The organism is Mycobacterium sp. NGS33, from assembly GCF_059812885.1.
This window is the reverse complement of sequence record NZ_JCALDN010000001.1, coordinates 644,120-663,155: the sequence shown is the minus strand read 5'-3', so window position 1 is coordinate 663,155 and position 19,036 is coordinate 644,120. Positions and strand designations below refer to the sequence as shown.

The 19,036-nt window shown below is 69.0% G+C and carries 18 protein-coding genes; 13 read left to right on the top strand and 5 right to left on the bottom strand.

Features of this window, described 5'->3' with window-relative positions:
• Positions 1-99: 99 nt before the first annotated feature.
• Genes dnaK through AC5Y5B_RS02955 form a run of 4 tightly spaced genes read left to right on the top strand, consistent with a single transcriptional unit; the run spans position 100 to position 4,229 of the window.
• Positions 100-1,962, top strand: a complete 1,863-nt coding sequence (gene dnaK / locus AC5Y5B_RS02970; protein WP_112634568.1) for a molecular chaperone DnaK — start codon at positions 100-102, stop codon at positions 1,960-1,962.
• A complete protein-coding gene (grpE, locus tag AC5Y5B_RS02965; RefSeq protein ID WP_500003364.1) occupies positions 1,959-2,609 on the top strand; it encodes a nucleotide exchange factor GrpE in 651 nt (216 codons plus the stop codon). The genes dnaK and grpE overlap by 4 nt, the downstream gene beginning before the upstream one ends.
• A 46-nt stretch (positions 2,610-2,655) precedes the next feature.
• Positions 2,656-3,834, top strand: coding sequence for a molecular chaperone DnaJ (dnaJ, locus tag AC5Y5B_RS02960; protein WP_500003362.1), 1,179 nt, complete (start codon positions 2,656-2,658; stop codon positions 3,832-3,834).
• On the top strand, positions 3,834-4,229 hold the full coding sequence (locus AC5Y5B_RS02955) for a heat shock protein transcriptional repressor HspR (protein WP_112634565.1): 396 nt from the start codon (positions 3,834-3,836) through the stop codon (positions 4,227-4,229). Before dnaJ ends, AC5Y5B_RS02955 begins: the two co-directional genes overlap by 1 nt.
• Before the next feature lie 147 nt (positions 4,230-4,376).
• Here AC5Y5B_RS02955 and AC5Y5B_RS02950 read toward each other — a convergent pair whose 3' ends face one another.
• From AC5Y5B_RS02950 to AC5Y5B_RS02940, 3 genes are read right to left on the bottom strand one after another with little or no spacing between them, the layout of a single operon-like run.
• The gene (locus AC5Y5B_RS02950; protein ID WP_112634564.1) at positions 4,377-5,279 is read right to left on the bottom strand and encodes an aldose 1-epimerase; all 903 of its coding nucleotides are present in this window, start codon (positions 5,277-5,279) and stop codon (positions 4,377-4,379) included.
• Positions 5,280-5,281: 2 nt separating this feature from the next.
• Complete coding sequence (locus AC5Y5B_RS02945; protein ID WP_112634563.1) at positions 5,282-6,457, bottom strand: FAD-binding oxidoreductase; 1,176 nt, start codon at positions 6,455-6,457, stop codon at positions 5,282-5,284.
• Positions 6,458-6,486: 29 nt separating this feature from the next.
• Positions 6,487-6,924 carry a DUF3060 domain-containing protein gene (locus AC5Y5B_RS02940; protein ID WP_240631830.1) on the bottom strand — a complete coding sequence of 146 codons (438 nt, stop codon included), beginning with the start codon at positions 6,922-6,924 and terminating at the stop codon, positions 6,487-6,489.
• A gap of 133 nt (positions 6,925-7,057) precedes the next feature.
• On the opposite strand from AC5Y5B_RS02940, the gene clpB reads away from it, so the two are divergent.
• From clpB to AC5Y5B_RS02900, 8 genes are all read left to right on the top strand, one after another.
• The gene (gene clpB / locus AC5Y5B_RS02935; RefSeq protein WP_112634562.1) at positions 7,058-9,604 is read left to right on the top strand and encodes an ATP-dependent chaperone ClpB; all 2,547 of its coding nucleotides are present in this window, start codon (positions 7,058-7,060) and stop codon (positions 9,602-9,604) included.
• A gap of 119 nt (positions 9,605-9,723) precedes the next feature.
• On the top strand, positions 9,724-10,602 hold the full coding sequence (ttfA, locus tag AC5Y5B_RS02930) for a trehalose monomycolate transport factor TtfA (protein ID WP_289176266.1): 879 nt from the start codon (positions 9,724-9,726) through the stop codon (positions 10,600-10,602).
• A 57-nt stretch (positions 10,603-10,659) separates the two neighbouring features.
• Positions 10,660-11,436, top strand: coding sequence for an SDR family NAD(P)-dependent oxidoreductase (locus AC5Y5B_RS02925; RefSeq protein WP_112635467.1), 777 nt, complete (start codon positions 10,660-10,662; stop codon positions 11,434-11,436).
• On the top strand, positions 11,423-11,962 hold the full coding sequence (pyrE, locus tag AC5Y5B_RS02920) for an orotate phosphoribosyltransferase (protein WP_112635465.1): 540 nt from the start codon (positions 11,423-11,425) through the stop codon (positions 11,960-11,962). The genes AC5Y5B_RS02925 and pyrE overlap by 14 nt, the downstream gene beginning before the upstream one ends.
• Before the next feature lie 30 nt (positions 11,963-11,992).
• A complete protein-coding gene (locus AC5Y5B_RS02915) occupies positions 11,993-12,877 on the top strand; it encodes a hypothetical protein (RefSeq protein ID WP_430920178.1) in 885 nt (294 codons plus the stop codon).
• Entirely contained in the window at positions 12,874-13,521 is a 648-nt protein-coding gene (locus AC5Y5B_RS02910) for a TrmH family RNA methyltransferase (RefSeq protein ID WP_112635438.1), read from the top strand. Before AC5Y5B_RS02915 ends, AC5Y5B_RS02910 begins: the two co-directional genes overlap by 4 nt.
• Before the next feature lie 52 nt (positions 13,522-13,573).
• The gene (locus AC5Y5B_RS02905; protein WP_500003349.1) at positions 13,574-14,713 is read left to right on the top strand and encodes a glycoside hydrolase family 76 protein; all 1,140 of its coding nucleotides are present in this window, start codon (positions 13,574-13,576) and stop codon (positions 14,711-14,713) included.
• On the top strand, positions 14,710-16,062 hold the full coding sequence (locus tag AC5Y5B_RS02900) for a 3-oxoacid CoA-transferase (RefSeq protein ID WP_112635442.1): 1,353 nt from the start codon (positions 14,710-14,712) through the stop codon (positions 16,060-16,062). The genes AC5Y5B_RS02905 and AC5Y5B_RS02900 overlap by 4 nt, the downstream gene beginning before the upstream one ends.
• Before the next feature lie 12 nt (positions 16,063-16,074).
• Here AC5Y5B_RS02900 and AC5Y5B_RS02895 read toward each other — a convergent pair whose 3' ends face one another.
• Complete coding sequence (locus AC5Y5B_RS02895) at positions 16,075-16,767, bottom strand: DedA family protein (protein WP_500003347.1); 693 nt, start codon at positions 16,765-16,767, stop codon at positions 16,075-16,077.
• A gap of 141 nt (positions 16,768-16,908) precedes the next feature.
• Between AC5Y5B_RS02895 and fbaA the strand changes: the two genes are divergently transcribed.
• Positions 16,909-17,943 carry a class II fructose-bisphosphate aldolase gene (fbaA, locus tag AC5Y5B_RS02890; RefSeq protein WP_500003345.1) on the top strand — a complete coding sequence of 345 codons (1,035 nt, stop codon included), beginning with the start codon at positions 16,909-16,911 and terminating at the stop codon, positions 17,941-17,943.
• 102 nt (positions 17,944-18,045) lie between these two features.
• Here fbaA and AC5Y5B_RS02885 read toward each other — a convergent pair whose 3' ends face one another.
• Positions 18,046-18,918, bottom strand: coding sequence for an Rv0361 family membrane protein (locus AC5Y5B_RS02885; RefSeq protein WP_112635448.1), 873 nt, complete (start codon positions 18,916-18,918; stop codon positions 18,046-18,048).
• Positions 18,919-19,036: the final 118 nt, after the last annotated feature.

The following is a 19,036-nucleotide window of genomic DNA, read 5'->3' as shown; positions in this document are numbered from 1 at the left end:
ATACTGGGTTGACAGCCCACCGCCCCAGGGGCAGGCTTGAGCGGGGTTCACTCAGCATAGTGGCACCAGACAAGCTCTACATATTCAGGAGGAATCACTATGGCTCGTGCGGTCGGTATCGACCTCGGGACCACCAACTCCGTCGTCGCAGTCCTCGAGGGCGGTGACCCGGTCGTCGTCGCCAACTCCGAGGGTTCGCGGACCACGCCGTCCATCGTCGCGTTCGCGCGCAACGGGGAGGTGCTCGTCGGCCAGCCCGCCAAGAACCAGGCGGTCACCAACGTCGACCGCACCATCCGTTCGGTCAAGCGGCACATGGGAACCGACTGGTCCATCGAGATCGACGACAAGAAATACACCGCTCAGGAGATCAGCGCCCGCGTCCTGATGAAGCTGAAGCGCGACGCCGAGGCGTACCTGGGTGAGGACGTCACCGACGCGGTGGTCACCGTGCCGGCGTACTTCAACGACGCCCAGCGCCAGGCGACCAAGGAAGCCGGCCAGATCGCCGGCCTGAACGTCCTGCGGATCGTCAACGAGCCGACCGCGGCGGCGCTGGCCTACGGCCTGGACAAGGGTGAGAAGGAACAGACCATCCTGGTCTTCGACCTCGGTGGCGGTACGTTCGACGTCTCGCTGCTCGAGATCGGCGAGGGTGTGGTCGAGGTCCGCGCCACCAGCGGTGACAACCACCTCGGTGGGGACGACTGGGACGACCGCGTCGTCGAATGGCTGGTCGACAAGTTCAAGGGCACCAGCGGAATTGACCTGACCAAGGACAAGATGGCGATGCAGCGGCTGCGTGAGGCCGCCGAGAAGGCCAAGATCGAGCTCTCGAGTTCGCAGAGCACCTCGATCAACCTGCCCTACATCACCGTCGACGCGGACAAGAACCCGTTGTTCCTCGACGAGCAGTTGACGCGCGCCGAATTCCAGCGCATCACACAGGATCTGCTGGACCGGACCCGCAAGCCGTTCCAGTCCGTGATCAAGGACGCCGGCATCTCGGTCTCCGAGATCGACCACGTGGTCCTGGTGGGTGGTTCCACCCGGATGCCCGCGGTGACCGACCTGGTCAAGGAACTCACCGGCGGCAAGGAGCCCAACAAGGGCGTCAACCCCGACGAGGTTGTCGCGGTCGGAGCGGCCCTTCAGGCTGGCGTGCTGAAGGGTGAGGTGAAAGACGTTCTGCTGCTTGACGTTACGCCGTTGAGCCTGGGTATCGAGACCAAGGGTGGTGTGATGACCAAGCTCATCGAACGCAACACCACGATCCCCACCAAGCGGTCGGAGACCTTCACCACGGCCGACGACAACCAGCCGTCGGTGCAGATCCAGGTCTATCAGGGTGAGCGCGAAATCGCTTCGCACAACAAGCTGCTCGGCTCCTTCGAGCTGACCGGCATCCCGCCGGCTCCGCGCGGCGTCCCGCAGATCGAGGTCACCTTCGACATCGACGCCAACGGCATCGTGCACGTCACGGCCAAGGACAAGGGCACCGGCAAGGAGAACACGATCAAAATCCAGGAGGGCTCCGGCCTGTCCAAGGAGGAGATCGACCGGATGATCAAGGACGCCGAGGCGCACGCCGAGGAGGACCGTCAGCGTCGCGAAGAGGCCGACGTCCGCAACCAGGCCGAATCGCTGGTCTACCAGACGGAGAAATTCGTCAAGGACCAGCGCGAGGCCGAGGGCGGCTCCAAGGTTCCCGAGGACACGCTGTCCAAGGTCGACGCCGCGATCGCCGAGGCCAAGACGGCCCTGGGCGGCACCGACATCACCGCGATCAAGGCGGCGATGGAGAAGCTGGGTCAGGAGTCCCAGGCGCTCGGACAGGCGATCTACGAGGCCACCCAGGCCGCCGGCGAGCAGGCCGGTGGCGGCGCGGCGGGCGACGGGGCTGGCTCCGCTGACGACGTCGTGGACGCGGAGGTGGTCGACGATGACCGGGAGTCCAAGTGACGGAAAGCAATCCACACGAACAGGTGACGGTCACCGACAAGCGGCGAATCGATCCCGAGACCGGTGAAGTACGGCAGGTCCCTCCCGGCGACACGCCGGGAGGGACGCCGGCCGGCGAGCCGGCCGAGCACGCCGACGGCAAAGTCGCCGAGCTCACCGCCGATCTGCAGCGGGTGCAGGCCGACTTCGCCAACTACCGCAAGCGGGCGCTGCGCGACCAGCAGGCCGCGGCGGACCGGGCCAAGGCCGCCGTCGTCAACCAATTGCTGGGCGTGCTCGACGATCTCGACCGGGCCCGCAAGCACGGCGACCTGGAATCCGGGCCGCTCAAGTCGGTCGCCGACAAGCTGGAAAGCGCGCTCAACGGCCTTGGCCTGACGGCATTCGGCGAGGAGGGCGAGGACTTCGACCCGGTGCTGCACGAAGCCGTGCAGCACGAGGGCGACGGCTCGCGGCCGGTGATCGGCACGGTTATGCGGCAGGGCTACAAGCTGGGTGATCAGGTGCTGCGCCACGCGCTGGTCGGCGTCGTCGACACGGTCGCCGACGAGGGCGATGCGCCGGCCGCCACCGGCGAGTCCACCACGGCGGCCGGGGAAACGAAGCCGGCCGAATCGGACGATAACGCCGGCACATCCGGTGACTAGACCACACAATCAGCACAACAGAAGAAAGGTGAGGGGGTGACGCGACATGGCCCAGCGTGAATGGGTCGAAAAGGACTTCTACAAGGAGCTGGGCGTCTCCTCTGACGCCAGCCCCGAAGAGATTAAACGCGCCTACCGCAAGTTGGCGCGCGATCTGCACCCGGACGCGAACCCCGACAACCCCGCCGCCGGCGAACGATTCAAGGCGGTCTCCGAGGCGCACAACGTCTTGTCGGATCCGGCCAAGCGCAAGGAATACGACGAAACCCGAAGGCTGTTCGCCGGCGGTGGTTTCGGCGGGCGCCGGTTCGACAGCGGCGGGTTCGGTGGCTTCAACGTCGGCGGTGACGGCGCTGAGTTCAACCTCAACGATTTGTTCGACGCGGCCGGCCGCAGCGGTGGCACCAACATCGGTGACCTGTTCGGCGGCCTGTTCGGGCGCGGTTCGGGCGCCCGGCCCAGCCGGCCGCGGCGCGGCAACGACCTCGAAACCGAAACCCAGCTGGATTTCGTCGAGGCCGCCAAGGGCGTGGCGATGCCGCTGCGGCTGACCAGCCCGGCGCCGTGCACCAACTGCCATGGCAGTGGCGCGCGGCCGGGCACCAGCCCGAAGGTGTGTCCCACCTGCAACGGTTCCGGCGTGATTAACCGCAACCAGGGCGCGTTCGGATTCTCCGAACCCTGCACCGACTGCCGCGGCAGCGGCTCGATCATCGAGCACCCCTGCGACGAGTGCAAGGGCACCGGCGTGACCACCCGCACCCGCACCATCAACGTGCGGATCCCGCCGGGCGTCGAGGACGGACAGCGCATTCGGCTGCCGGGCCAGGGCGAGGCGGGGTTGCGCGGTGCGCCCTCGGGCGACCTGTACGTGACGGTGCATGTGCGCCCGGACAAGGTGTTCGGCCGCGACGGTGACGACCTCACCCTGACCGTCCCGGTCAGCTTCACCGAGTTGGCTTTGGGCTCAACCATTTCGGTGCCCACCCTGGACGGCAAGGTCGGTGTCCGGGTGCCCAAGGGCACCGCCGACGGCCGCATCCTGCGGGTGCGCGGGCGCGGCGTTCCCAAGCGCAGCGGCGGCAACGGCGACTTGCTGGTGACCGTCAAGGTCGCCGTACCACCGAATGTGGAGGGCGCGGCCCAGGAGGCGCTGGAGGCGTACGCCGCCGCCGAGCGCTCCAGCGGCTTCGACCCCCGGGCGGGATGGGCAGGTAATCGCTGATGGCCAAGGGCTCGAGCAATTCGAGAAAAGAGGACGCCCGGACCTTCCTGATCTCGGTGGCCGCCGAGCTGGCCGGCATGCACGCGCAGACGCTGCGCACCTACGACCGCCTCGGCCTGGTCAGCCCGCGCCGGACTTCCGGTGGGGGACGGCGGTATTCGGAGCACGACGTCGACCTGCTGCGCGAGGTGCAGCGGCTCTCGCAGGACGAGGGCGTCAACCTCGCCGGCATCAAGCGCATCATCGAGCTCACCAATCAGGTCGAGGCGCTGCAGGCCCGGGTCAAGGAGTTGACCGAGGAGCTTTCGCAGATCCGCGCCAGCCAGCGCCGCGACGTGGCGGTGGTACCCAAGAGCACCGCGCTGGTGGTGTGGCAGCCGCGGCGGGGGCGCTGATTCTCGCTCGTTTCACTTACGCCCCAAGGGTTCCTGCCTCCGGAGGCATGCAAAATTCGCGAAAGCGCTAGCCCATGTGCTAGCGCTTTTCGCATTCACCTGGTGACCACCAGACAGCGACTGCAGTGGCCCGAGTGGTCACTGAGATCACACCAGGATCGAAAACTGCGTGACGGCCGGCTCGCCCGGCCGCGCGCAGCGGTAGCCACCCCGCCGCAGCGCGTCGGTGGGCGCGGTCATCGGCTCGAAGGACACGATCGTCTTCGTGGGGTCCTCGGGCGCCGGGGCGAAGATCTGCGCCGCCGGATAGCCCCGCTCGAAATGCACCTCGATGCGCCGCCCGCCACCGGACACCGCGAACACCGCGCCGTCGGCCACCTGGTCGTAGGCGTCGTCGAAGGTGTTGTCGCGCAACGCCTCTTGCCGCGCCGGCTGCGGCTCGGAAGCGCCGGTGGGCAGCCCGGTATCGTCGAGGCCCAGATGCCGCAACGGCGGTGTCTCGATGATCCAGTCGGCCCGCGGGGCCTCGGGCACCTGCAGGTAGGGATGAAACCCGAAGCACAGCGGCACCGCCCGGTCACCGGTCGCTCGCACGGTGGTCCGCACCGTCAGCGTCCGGTCGGCCAGCCGCACCGCGACCGTCAGCACGTGCGGATACGGGAAGCTGGCCAGCAATCGGGGATCGGCGCCGAAGTCCAGTTCGGCGGTCAGCTCGTTGTCGGTCTCGGCCGTCACCCGCCACCCGGGGTAGGCGGCCAGGACGCCGTGGATGGGTAGCCCGTTGGGGTCGGCGCGCACCCCGTTTTCCCCCGGCGTCAAGGTCACCGTGACGTCCTGGGCCGTATAGGTGTTCTCGCCCAGGCGGTTTGCCCACGGGTACAGAATCGGGATTCCCATCGTCTTGCCGTCGGAGACGTAGGCGTCCAGGCCGCGGCGCTGCCCCAGCAGCTCCACACCCGCGTCGCGCAGCGACGTGCCGATCATCCCCGCCTCGGGAACGAACTGGGCGACCACGGGCGATGCCGGATCGCGCAGGGTGACGACATGCATGGCTACCTCCATAGCGGATCATGCTGAATGCGCTCGGGCGGAGCGCCTTTCGCGACCAGGGCTGCCTTGGTGGCGCTGACCATCGCCGGCCCGCCGCAGACCAGGATCTGCCGGTCGCCCCAGCCGCCGTATTTGGTCACCACGTCGGGCAGCCGCCCGATCTGGTGCACATGCAGGCCACGTGGCGGCGTGACGTCGGGATAGTCCGCGGCCCACGACGGGTCGCTGTTGTACTCCGAGACGGGGGAGACCGCCAGCCACGGACTGTGCGCGGCGACCTGCCACAGGGTCGGCAAATCGTAGAGCTCGCAACGGTATCGGGCGCCGAAGAACAGATGGATGCGCGGGTTCACCGCGAACCGAGACAGGTCCATGATCAGCGCCCGCAGCGGCGCCAGGCCCGTACTGCCGGCGACCATCAGCACGTCGCCCCCGTCGCGGTCGACCCGCAGACCGCCGTGCGGGCTGGACAGCCGCCACCGGTCGCCGATGCGGGTTTCGCCGACGATCGCGGGGCTGACCAGGCCGCCGGGGACCAGGCGGACGTGAAACTCGATCCCGCCGCCGGGGTCGGCCGGAATGGCCGGGCTCAGAAACCGCCAGCGATGCGGACACTGGGGCACGTGGACGTTGACGTACTGGCCGGCGTGGTAGTGCATGGGTTGATCGAGCTGCAGCCGCACGACCGCCAGGTCCCGCGACACCCGCATGTGCTCGATGACGGTGCCGTCCCACCAGGCGGGGCCCTCCTCTGCGTCCGCGGCGCCGCTCATCACCCCGGTGATCAGATTCAGCGACTGCCGGGCCGCCGCGTCCACGGCGTCGGTCCACCCCGCGCCCAGGTGCGCGCGCAGCGTCGACAGCAGCGCGCGCCGCAGGGTCTCGTAGTGCGCGGGCAGCACACCGTATTTGCGATGGTCGCGGCCGAGCTGGGCCAGGAACGCCACCGGCTCCTGCGCGCGCCGGGCGACCAGCTCGCCGTACACCCAGTGCAACGCGTGACCGAAAGCGATCCGCTGGGCGGCCATTTCGGGCGGGAACAGATCGCGCACCGAGCCGTCGAGCGCGAACCACTGGGTGTAGAAGCGGTGCACGAGTGCGGCGGAGTCACCGGCCGAGTCCGCGGGCGCGAAGGCGTCGCGCAGCACCCGCAGCGCTTCGGTGTCCTCCAGGCTCACGGGCCCCGATTCTAGGCTCGGCCGCCGGCTCAGCCCTGTCGCACGACGTTGGCCGTCCCGGCGTTGGCGATTTTGGGCGAACCCCAGTGATAGAGAACGACGTTGCCGCTCCCCGATGCGCTGACCGCGTCGGTGCTGTCGACCGCGACGTGGTTGCCGCTGCCCGAAACGCTGACGCTGGTGCAGTGCCCGGTGAGCGTGATGGTGTTCTTCTCACCACTCACCGACAGGTATCCGCCGTGGCAGGGCAGCGTCTTCGTCATACCCGTCCCGCTGACCTGCAGCGTCCCGGCCTGCGGGACCGCCGACGGGCTGCCGCCGGAGAGATCGGTGTGGAACCCGACCGCAAGCAGGCCGACGAACGCCAGCGCGAAGGCCACGCCGGCCAGCCACAGGCCGGCGCGCGGGCGCGGCGCCGTCTCGGGGTCGGTGTCGGCCTGGTCGGGGGGCTGCATCGTCTGCGTCATCGCTACGGGGGTACCCCCTGTGCCGTGCTGCTCAAAACTCGATAGAGTTGAGCGGAACACACTCAACCTTGACGGCGTTGAACTAGCGGACAAGCATTTTTGCAAACCTTTTTGTACCCGAACGGAGCTCGTCGTGGACTCTTTCAACCCGACCACCAAGACCCAAGCGGCGCTGACCTCGGCGCTGCAGGCGGCCTCGGCCGCCGGTAACCCCGAGATCCGGCCCGCACACCTGCTGATGGCCCTGCTCACGCAGGCCGACGGCATCGCCGCGCCCCTGCTGGAGGCGGTCGGCGTCGACCCGGCCACCATCCGCGCCGAAACCGAGCGGGTGCTCGAGCGGCTGCCGCAGGCCAGCGGTGCCAGCTCGCAGCCGCAGCTGTCGCGCGAGTCGCTGGCCGCCGTCACCACCGCCCAGCAACTGGCCACCGAGATGAACGACGAGTACGTCTCGACCGAGCATCTGCTGGTGGGCCTGGCCACCGGCGACTCCGACGTCGCCAAGCTGTTGACCGGCCATGGGGCCTCGCCGCAGGCGCTGCGCGAGGGCTTCGTCAAGGTGCGCGGCAGCGCCCGGGTCACCAGCCCCGAGCCGGAGGCCACCTACCAGGCGCTGGAGAAGTACTCCACCGACCTGACGGCGCGCGCCCGCGACGGCAAACTCGACCCGGTTATCGGGCGCGACAACGAGATTCGCCGCGTCGTGCAGGTGTTGAGTCGGCGCACCAAGAACAACCCGGTGCTGATCGGCGAGCCCGGCGTCGGCAAGACCGCGATCGTGGAGGGCCTGGCCCAGCGCATCGTCGCCGGCGACGTGCCCGAGAGCCTGCGCGACAAGACCGTCATCAGCCTGGACCTGGGCTCGATGGTGGCCGGCGCGAAGTACCGCGGCGAGTTCGAGGAACGCCTCAAGGCCGTCCTCGACGACATCAAGAACTCCGCCGGGCAGATCATCACCTTCATCGACGAGCTGCACACCATCGTCGGCGCCGGCGCGACCGGCGAGGGCGCGATGGACGCCGGCAACATGATCAAGCCGATGCTGGCCCGCGGCGAGCTGCGCCTCGTCGGCGCCACCACACTCGACGAGTACCGCAAGTACATCGAGAAGGACGCCGCGCTGGAGCGCCGCTTCCAGCAGGTGATGGTCGGCGAGCCCTCGGTGGAGGACACCGTCGGCATCCTGCGCGGGCTGAAGGACCGCTACGAGGTACACCACGGCGTGCGGATCACCGACTCGGCCCTGGTGGCCGCGGCGACCCTGTCCGACCGCTACATCACCGCGCGCTTTTTGCCGGACAAGGCCATCGACCTGGTCGACGAGGCCGCCAGCCGGCTGAAGATGGAGATCGACTCGCGGCCCGTCGAGATCGACGAGGTTGAACGGCTGGTGCGCCGGCTCGAGATCGAGGAGATGGCGCTGGCCAAGGAGGAGGACGAGGCCTCCAAGGAACGGCTGGAGAAGCTGCGCTCCGAGCTGGCCGACCAGAAGGAAAAGTTGGCGGAGCTGACGACGAGATGGCAGAACGAGAAGAACGCCATCGACGTCGTGCGCGAGCTGAAGGAACAGCTGGACACGCTGCGCGGGGAGTCCGAGCGCGCCGAGCGCGACGGCGACCTGGCCAAGGCCGCCGAGCTGCGCTACGGGCGCATCCCCGAGGTGGAGAAGAAGCTCGACGCCGCGCTGCCGCAGGCCGAGGCCCGCGAGAACGTGATGCTCAAGGAGGAGGTCGGTCCCGACGACATCGCCGAGGTGGTGTCCGCGTGGACCGGGATCCCGGCCGGGCGGATGCTCGAGGGCGAGACCGCCAAGCTGCTGCGGATGGAAGACGAGCTGGGTCAGCGCGTCATCGGGCAGAAGAAGGCAGTCACCGCGGTCTCGGACGCCGTGCGGCGGTCCCGGGCCGGCGTCGCCGACCCGAACCGGCCCACCGGCTCGTTCATGTTCCTCGGGCCGACCGGCGTCGGGAAGACCGAGCTGGCCAAGGCGCTGGCGGAGTTCCTGTTCGACGACGAACGCGCGATGGTCCGCATCGACATGAGCGAATACGGCGAGAAGCACTCGGTGGCACGGCTGGTGGGCGCCCCGCCCGGCTACATCGGCTACGACCAGGGCGGCCAGCTCACCGAGGCCGTGCGGCGGCGCCCGTACACGGTGATCCTGTTCGACGAGATCGAAAAGGCGCACCCGGACGTGTTCGACGTGCTGCTGCAGGTGCTCGACGAGGGCCGGCTGACCGACGGGCAGGGCCGCACCGTCGACTTCCGCAACACCATCCTGATCCTGACGTCCAACCTGGGTTCGGGCGGCGACGAGGAAATGGTGATGGCCGCGGTGCGCTCGGCGTTCAAGCCGGAGTTCATCAACCGGCTCGACGACGTGATCATCTTCGCCGGCCTCGAGCCCGGTGAGCTGGTGCAGATCGTCGACATCCAGCTGGCCCAGCTGCAGAAGCGGCTGGCTCAGCGCCGCCTCACCCTGGAGGTGTCGCTGCCGGCCAAGCAGTGGCTGGCCCATCGCGGATTCGACCCGGTCTACGGCGCGCGGCCGTTGCGCCGGCTGGTGCAGCAGGCCATCGGTGATCAGCTGGCCAAGATGTTGTTGGCCGGCGACGTGCACGACGGCGACACCGTTCCGGTGAACGTCAGCCCCGACGGTGACTCGCTGATCCTCGGCTGAGCCTCGCCACCGTGCGGCGCCAGGGGGACCATCCCACGGGACGGCTGTTCCGTCCTGTAATTGGGTTGTGACCAGCCGGACTTCTTTATTCCGGCGCGATTGCGGATACCCTGTGTGGGATGGTCCCCCTTTGGTTCACGCTCTCCGCGCTGTGCTTTGTCGGTGCGGGGGTGTTGCTGTACGTCGACATCGATCGGCGGCGCGGGCGCAGCAGGCGCCGCAAGTCGTGGGCGCGATCGCACGGTTTCGACTACGAGCCTGAATCAACCGACATCCTCAAGCGCTGGAAGCGCGGCGTGATGTCGACGGTGGGCGACGTCGCCGCCCAGAACGTGGTGCTGGGCCAGATCCGCGGCGAGGCCGTCTACATCTTCGACCTCGAAGAGGTCGCCACCGTGATCGCGCTGCACCGCAAGGTGGGCACCAACGTCGTGGTGGACCTGCGGCTCAAGGGGCTCAAAGAGCCACGCGAGAGCGACATTTGGCTGTTGGGTGCGATCGGGCCGCGGATGGTGTACTCCACCAACCTCGACGCCGCCCGCCGGGCCTGCGACCGCCGGATGGTCACCTTCGCGCACACCGCACCGGACAGCGCCGAGATCATGTGGAACGAGCAGAACTGGACGCTGGTGGCCATGCCGATCACCAGCACCCGCACCGAGTGGGACGAGGGCCTGCGCACCGTGCGCCAGTTCAACGACCTGCTGCGGGTGCTGCCGCCGCTGCCCGAGGAGGCCCCGCAGGAGACGGGGGCGCCGTCCGGACTGCGCAGCGCCTCGCCCAGCCGGCCGCTGGCGCCCGCGGGCCGCGCGGAGCTGCCGCCCCGGCGCGCGCAGCAGGATGTCGCGGGGCTGCTCGGCCCCGACGTGCAGCCGGGTCGGCGGGCCGCCGAGCCGCTGCGCCGGGAGCAGCCGCGGCCGGAGGGCCGCCCGGATGCCCTCCGGCGTCCGCCGCCGAGCGGGCGCAACGGCCACCAGGCCAGCAACTATCAGCGCTGACGGCGGGCGCCGGGCGGCCGCAAGGCCGGCGATGCCGCCGTCATTAAGATGTCGCTCATGCCTCGCCCCGTCGCCCTGATCACCGGGCCTACGTCCGGAATCGGCGCCGGGTTCGCGCGACGCTACGCGCGCGACGGCTACGACCTGGTCTTGGTCGCCCGCGACGTCGACCGCCTGACCAGGCTGTCCGACGAACTGCAGAAGCATTCCGGCTCCGTCGAGCTGCTGCCCGCCGACCTGGCCGACGCCTCCGGCCGTCAGCGGGTCTGCGAGCGGCTCGCCGCCGGGGGAGTGCGCGTCCTGGTCAACAACGCCGGCTTCGGAACGTCCGGCGACTTCTGGTCCGCCGATCCCGCCCTGCTGCAGTCCCAGCTCGACGTCAACGTCACCGCCGTCATGCACCTGACCCGCGCGGCCCTGCCGGCCATGCTCGAGGCCGGCGAGGGCACCGTCATCAACATCGCCAGCATCGCCGGGCTGGTGCCCGGGCGCGGGTCGACGTATTCGGCGTCCAAGGCCTGGGTGATCTCGTTCAGCGAGGGCCTGTCCGTCGGCCTGCAGGGCACCGGTGTTTCCGTGCACGCGGTGTGCCCGGGCTACGTGCACACCGAATTCCATGACCGCGCCGGGATCGACATGGCCAAGTCGCCGTCGTTCATGTGGCTCGAGGTCGACGACGTGGTCAGCCAGAGCCTGGCCGATATCGCCCGCGGCAAGGTGATCAGCATCCCGGGCCTGCAGTACAAGGCGATCATCGCCGCCGAACGCCTGATGCCGCGGACCTTGATGCGGGCCGTCACCAAACGAATCGGGAGTGGCCGTGGCCGGACCTGACCTTGAAGAGCTGGCTCAGCTGGTGCGACGCCTGTCGGTGGTGCACGGGCGGGTCACGCTGTCCTCGGGCAAGGAGGCCGACTACTACGTCGACCTGCGCCGGGCGACCCTGCATCACCGCGCCTCGGCGTTGATCGGTGTGCTGATGCGCGAACTGACCAGCGACTGGGACTACGCCGTCGTCGGGGGCCTGACGCTGGGCGCCGATCCGGTGGCCACCGCGGTCATGCACGCGGCCGGCCGGCCGATCGACGCCTTCGTCGTGCGTAAGTCCGCCAAAACCCATGGGCTGCAACGCCTTATCGAAGGCTCGGAGGTTTCCGGCAAGCGGGTGCTGGTGGTCGAGGACACCAGCACCACCGGAAACTCGGCGCTGACGGCGGTGCGCGCCGTGCAGGAGGCCGGCGGCGACGTGGTGGGGGTGGCCACCGTGGTGGACCGCGCCACCGGCGCCGCCGAGGCCATCGAGGCCGAGGGGCTGCCCTACCGAAGTGTGCTCGGGCTCGCCGATCTGGGGCTGAGCTAGGCCGACCTCACCGTGCGCACATTCCTTGCGATGGCGGCCTGCCTGACGCTGTGTCTGGCCGGCTGCTCGTCCTCCAGCCAGCCCGTGCGTCCCTACGGCGCCCAGGGCGCGCGGATCGGCGAATCGCTGGCCCTGCTGGGCTGGAACATGTCGGTGTCGAATCTGCGCTGGGACGGCGACTACGTGCTGGTCGACGTCGACGCGAGCCCGGCCTCGGCCAAGGATCCGCACGCCAAACCCGAGGACATCCGCTTCGGTCTCTACGGCGCGCTGGCCCACCCCATGGAGACCGCCGGCCTGGGCAGCTGTGACAACGCGAAGACCGGCGTGCGTGACGTGCCCGCGCCGCTCTCGGCGCCCCGCGACCGGCTCACCGGCACGGTTTGCCTTGGGCCGCTGAAGGATCGAAGCCAGGTGCGCGGCGTCTACGGCTACTCGCCGCGCGACCGGATCCCGAACAGCTCGTCGGCGTATCCGGTCGCCTTCCCGGTGGGGCTGCTGCCCACCAACCCCAACGACAGCGGAGGGCTCGCCGTCAAGACCGCCAGCCTGTCAGCATGGCGCGCCGACGGCGCCCCGGTGACCAAGACGCAGCTCGGTGATCCGGGAGCGTTCACCGGCAACGGCTACATGCTGCTGGGGTTGGAGGCCACCGCGGTCGCCGCCCGTTACCGCGACGAGTCCGTCAAGCGCGGCGGCCCGATGATGCTGCTGGCCTCCCCGACCCTGCCCGCCCCCGGACTGAATCCGGCGTGCTCGACCTACGGGTCGTCGGTGCTGATCCTGCCCGACGCGTCGTTGGATGCGGTGCACGTCAACGCGTCGCTGTGCACCCAGGGCGAGATCAACGACGCGCTGCTGTACGCGACGGTGGCCATCGACGGCACGCACGCCGGGGTGTGGACGCAGCGATGAGCGGACCCGGGCCCACCGAATGGTCCGCGACCCCGCCGGCCGGTGTCGGCCCGTGGCAGGGCGAGGTGCCCGACGACCCGCGGTATGACCCAATCCTGTTGCGCGAGGGCGACACCCGCAACGTCGTCGACGCCTACCGGTACTGGACCCGCGAAGCGATCATCGCCGACATCGACCGGCGCCGGCATCCCCTGCACGTCGCGATCGAGAACTTCGGCCACGACGCCAACATCGGTTCGGTGGTGCGCACCGCCAACGCCTTCGCCGTGCACACCGTGCACATCGTGGGGCGGCGGCGGTGGAATCGCCGGGGCGCCATGGTGACCGATCGCTATCAGCGGTTGTGCCACCACGACAGCACCGCCGAGCTGCTCGACTTCGCGGCCGACGCCGGCCTGACCGTGGTCGCCGTCGACAACGTGCCGGGCGCGGCGCGCCTGGAGGAGGCCGCGCTGCCGCGCGAGTGCCTGCTGGTGTTCGGCCAGGAGGGACCCGGCATCACCGACGACACCCGCACCGGCGCAACGCTGACGGTGTCGATCGCGCAATTCGGCTCGACGCGCAGCATCAACGCCGGCGTCGCCGCCGGCATCGCCATGCACGCCTGGGTCGAGCAGCACGCCGACCTGTCCCAGGCCTGGTAAGTCCCGACGCCCCCACGCGCGCACTCGACCGGGTGCGGCAGGATCGACAAGTATGGATCAGCTCTGGGCCAATCGCGCGGCCAGCAGCGAAGCCGCTGTCACGCAACGACACCTGAAACGCCTCTGGGGACTGCCGGCCACACAGCTGGGGGTGGTGGCCTGGCCGGCGACGCGGCGCGACCGCTGGTTCGGCACCTGGCACTACTGGTGGCAGGCGCATCTGCTGGATTGCCTGGTCGACGCCCAGGCGCGGGATCCGCAGCCGCACCGCCACACCGAGATCAACCGGCAGGTGCGCTCGCACCGGCTGCGCAACAACTTCTCGTGGATCAACAGCTACTACGACGACATGGCCTGGCTGGCGCTGGCGCTCGAACGCGCCGCCCGGATCGCCGGCGTGCAGCGGCGGCGCGCATTGCCCAAGCTCGCCGCCCAGTTCGTCAACGCCTGGGTGCCCGAGGACGGCGGCGGGATCCCGTGGCGCAAGTCCGACCAGTTCTTCAACGCCCCGGCCAACGGACCCGCCGGGATCTTCCTCGCCCGCTACGGGGACCACCTGAAACGCGCTGAGCAGATGGGGAATTGGATCGAGGCGACGTTGATCGACCCGGAGACGCACCTGGTGTTCGACGGCATCAAAGCCGGCTCGCTGGTGCGCGCGCAGTACACCTATTGCCAGGGCGTGGTGCTCGGACTGGAGACCGAGCTGGCCGCCCGAACCGCCGTCGAGGTCAGGCAGCGCCACGCCGCCCGGGTGCACCGGCTGGTCGCGGCGGTGGACGAGCACATGGCGCCGGCGGGCGTGCTGGCCGGGGCCGGCGGCGGCGACGGCGGCCTGTTCGCCGGCGTGACCGCCCGCTACCTGGCGCTGGTGGCCACCACGCTGCCGGGGGAGTCGACCGACGACGCGCTGGCCCGCGACACCGCCCGGCGGATCGTGCTGGCCAGCGCGAAGGCGGCCTGGGACAACAGGCAGACGGTGGACGGGCTGCCGGTGTTCGGCCCGTTCTGGGACCGCGACGCCCAGCTGCCCACGGCGGGCGGCAAAGAGGCGGAATTCGTCGAGGGCGCGGTGATGGCCTCCGAGGTCGCCGAACGAGACCTGTCGGTGCAGCTGTCGGGGTGGATGCTCATGGAGGCCGCCTGTAACGTCTCCGCCGAGTCGCCGCACGAGAAGGGGAGCACCCTGTGAGCAATAAGGTCCACGCGGACGCAGAGTCGGCTCTGCATGGCCTGCTGAAGGACGGCATCACCATCGCCGCGGGCGGCTTCGGTCTGTGCGGCATCCCCGAGAAGCTGATCCAGGCTCTGGTCGACAGCGGCATCAAGGACCTCACCATCGTCGGAAACAACGCCGGCGTAGACGATTTCGGCATGGGACTGCTGCTCAAGGGGCGGCAGGTCAAGAAGGTGATCGCCTCCTATGTCGGCGAGAACAAGGAATTCGAGCGCCAGGTGCTGGCCGGCGAGCTGGACCTGGTGCTGACGCCGCAGGGCACGCTGGCGGAGAAGCTGCGCGCCGGCGGCGCCGGCATCCCCGGCTTCTACACCCGCACGGCCTTCGGCACCAACCTCGCCGAGGGCAAGGACACCAGGGTCTTCGACGGCACCGAATACGTTCTGGAAGAAGGCATCCGGGCCGACGTCGCGATCGTCAAGGCGTGGAAGGGCGACACCGCCGGCAACCTCGTCTACCGCAAGACGGCCCGCAACTTCAACCCGATGATCGCCACCTGCGGCGCCATCACGGTGGCCGAGGTCGAGGAGCTGGTCGAGGTCGGCGAGCTGGACCCCGACCTGATCCACACCCCCGGCATCTACGTGGACCGCATCATCGCGGGCTCCGGCTACGAGAAGCGCATCGAGTTCCGCACCACCAGCGGCGGCGCCGCGCTGAAGAGTGACAGCCCGCTGCGCGAGCGGATGGCCCAGCGCGCCGCCCAGGAACTGCGCGACGGCTTCTACGTGAACCTAGGCATCGGCATCCCGACGCTGGTGGCCAACTTCATACCCGACGGCATCAAGGTCACGCTGCAATCGGAGAACGGTCTGCTCGGCATCGGGGCCTACCCGAGCGAGGACGCCGTCGACCCCGATCTCATCAACGCGGGCAAGCAGACCATCACCAGCCTGCCCGGGTCGAGCTTTTTCAGCAGCGCCGATTCCTTCGCGATGATCCGCGGCGGCCACATCGACCTTTCCATCCTGGGCGCGCTCGAGGTCGCCGAGAACGGCGACCTGGCCAACTGGATGGTGCCGGGCAAGATGGTCAAAGGGCCTGGCGGCGCAATGGATTTGGTGTCGGGTGTCAAGCGCGTGATCGTGCTGATGGATCACACCGCCAAAGACGGCAGCCCGAAGATCCTCAGCCAGTGCACGCTGCCGCTGACCGGCAAGAACGTGGTCGACATGATCATCACCAACCTGTGCGTCTTCGACGTCGCACCGGGACAGGGGCTGGTGCTCACCGAATTGCAGCCCGGCGTGACGGTCGAGGACGTCCGCGCCAAGACGGGCTGCGACTTCACCGTCGCGCTCTGACCCCGCGGCCGGTTACTCGGCCGCCGGCAGTCGCTCGGATTCCCGGTCCTCGCTGCCCTGCGCCTGCCGCCGTCCGCGGTAGCTGCGCCAGGCGGCGATGAACGCCGGCATCAGCGAGACGACCAGGATGGCCAGCAGGATCTTCTGCAGGTTGTGGTGCACGAACGGCACGTTGCCCAAGAAGTAGCCGGCCACCGTCACGCCGCCACCCCACAGGATGCCGCCGACGATGTCGAAGCCCAGGAACACCGGGTAGCGCATGTAGGACACCCCGGCGACCACCGGGGTGAACGTCCGAATGAACGGCGCGAACCGGGCCAGGATGATCGCCCAGGGCCCGTACTTCTCGAAGAACGCGTGCGACTCCGTCACGTGGTGCTTCTTGAAGAACCGCGAGTCTTCCTTCTTGAACAGCGCCGGACCGATGCGCCGGCCGATGAAATAGCCGGTCTGGTCGCCCAGAATCGCCACGGTGGCCACGGCGGGGGCCAGCACCCAGATTCTCGCCGGCGGATTGGGGTGGGCGGCCAGCAGGCCGCCGGTGAACAGCAGCGACTCGCCCGGCAGCAGCGGAAACAGCAGCCCGGTCTCGATGAAGACGATGATCAGGATGCCGGGCAGCACCGCCGACCCGAAGACGCCGTTGGCGCCCAACCAATACATCGGGTCGAAGATGTCGGGCAGGGCCGTCACGGCGGTGCTCATGATCCCTCAACATACCGGCGAAACGACCCTGGCCCGCACACACCGGGCCTTAAGGGGCGGACTGACCCGCGCCCCGCCTCGCCGGGTAGCTGTCAACCACGCATCCGTGGTTGGGTAGGACCAGCCGTCAGGAGGTGTCTGATGCCCATCGCCACGCCCGAGGTTTACGCCGAGATGCTGCGACGCGCCAAGGAAGAGGTGTACGCCTTCCCGGCGATCAACTGCACGTCGTCGGAGACGGTGAACGCGGCCCTCAAGGGATTCGCCGACGCCGGCAGCGACGGGATCATCCAATTCTCCACCGGCGGTGCGGAATTCGCGTCCGGGCTGGGCGTCAAGGACATGGTGGCCGGTGCGGTGGCGCTGGCCGAGTTCACGCGCCGCATCGCCGACAGGTACTCGATCAACGTCGCGCTCCACACCGACCACTGCCCCAAGGACAAGCTGGACAGCTATGTCCGCCCCCTGCTGGCGATCTCGGCCGAACGGGTGGCGGCGGGCCGCGACCCGCTGTTCGGGTCGCACATGTGGGACGGCTCGGCCGTGCCGATCGACGAGAACCTGGTGATCGCGCGGGAACTGCTCGCCGAGGCGGCGGCCGCCAAGATCATCCTCGAGATCGAGATCGGCGTGGTGGGCGGCGAAGAGGACGGCGTCGCCAACGAGATCAACGACAAGCTCTACACCACGCCGGACGACTTCGAGAAGACCATCGACGCGCTGGGCCATGGCGAGCACGGCAAATACCTGCTGGCCGCCACCTTCGGCAACGTCCACGGCGTCTACAAGCCCGGCAACGTCAAGCTGCGCCCCGACATCCTTGCCCAGGGTCAAAAGGTGGCCGCGGCCAAGCTGGGTCTGGGCGATGACGCCAAGCCGTTCGACTTCGTCTTCCACGGCGGGTCCGGGTCGCTGAGCTCGGAGATCGAGGAGGCGCTGCGCTACGGCGTGGTGAAGATGAACGTCGACACCGACACCCAGTACGCGTTCACCCGCCCGATCGCCGGCCACATGTTCGCCAACTACGACGGCGTGCTCAAGGTCGACGGCGAGGTCGGCGTCAAGAAGGTCTACGACCCCCGCAGCTACCTCAAGAAGGCCGAGGCGTCGATGTCCGAGCGGGTGGTGCAGGCCTGCACCGACCTGCATTGCGCGGGAAGGTCATTGGGCCGCTAGCCGGCGCGCTCAGCCGCGACACGTAAACCACGCACACGACACGCCGATGCGGGTCGCCGTGGTTTAAGTCTCGCGGAGGGCGCCGCGGCCCGAAAGCCCGATCTACCCGCTGGCGGACTGGCAGACCTTCCACTGGTCGTCGCGGTACTGCAGATCCAGGCTGCGGGTGGAGCGCAGCTGCGGGTCATACGCCATGAACGTGGTGACGTTCGCCTCGGCGTGCTGGCCGTTGACCACCACCTGGTCGATGCTGGCGATCACCGGATACTGCTTGGCCGCCGACACGCGCCGGTAGGTCTCGTCCCACGCGTGCTCGTCGTAGTCGGCGTAGCCGTCGCGGGTGGCGCCGCAGGTGATGGTGCGCAGCGTGGTCAGATCACCGCGCTGGATCGCGACGTCGAAGGTCTGGATGGTGTGGCGAACCTGGTCCTCCTGCGAGACGCTGGCGTGCTTGCCGCGGGTCAGCAGCACCGTGCCCAGGATCGCGATCGCCGCCAGCGCCAGCACGATCACCACCAGCGCCAGTATCCAGCCCCAGTTGAATTGCCGGGAGGTGCGCAGCTTCGCCCCGAAGCGCGGCGGAATCGATTGCGGGACAGCGGCTTTGGGTGGGACACCGAACTGCGCGGTGCCGTCGGGTCCCGGCGGCGTCGCGAACACCTCGGTGGCCGGTTCCGCAGTGGTGTTGATGATCGCGGTCTCTTTGGCGTCGAACCCGGGCGCGGTGAAGCGACGTTCGCGCTGCGGCCCATCCGGTATCTCTTCGGGGCCACCCTGCGGGTCGGGCCTGTTGATCACCACGGTCTCGGTCTCGGCGTCGTTGGGGACCATGGGGACGCTCTCGGTGGCGTCTTCGCCGGTGTCGAAGCCGGACTGGGCCCCCCATTCGTCGCTGTGTTCGGCGCGAGGATCGCGTGGGTCGAACCCGGGCCGGTTCGGCGCGCCGCCGCGGTCGGGTTCGGATGGGTTGGGCATGAGTACTACTGTCCTCCCGCTTCGTGGGGTAGTTGCAGAGCTTAGCGACCAAGCGCCCGGCTCGCGGCGATGCCCGAGGTGCGTCACGCGGGCAAAACGAGCGAGCTGCAGAATAGAG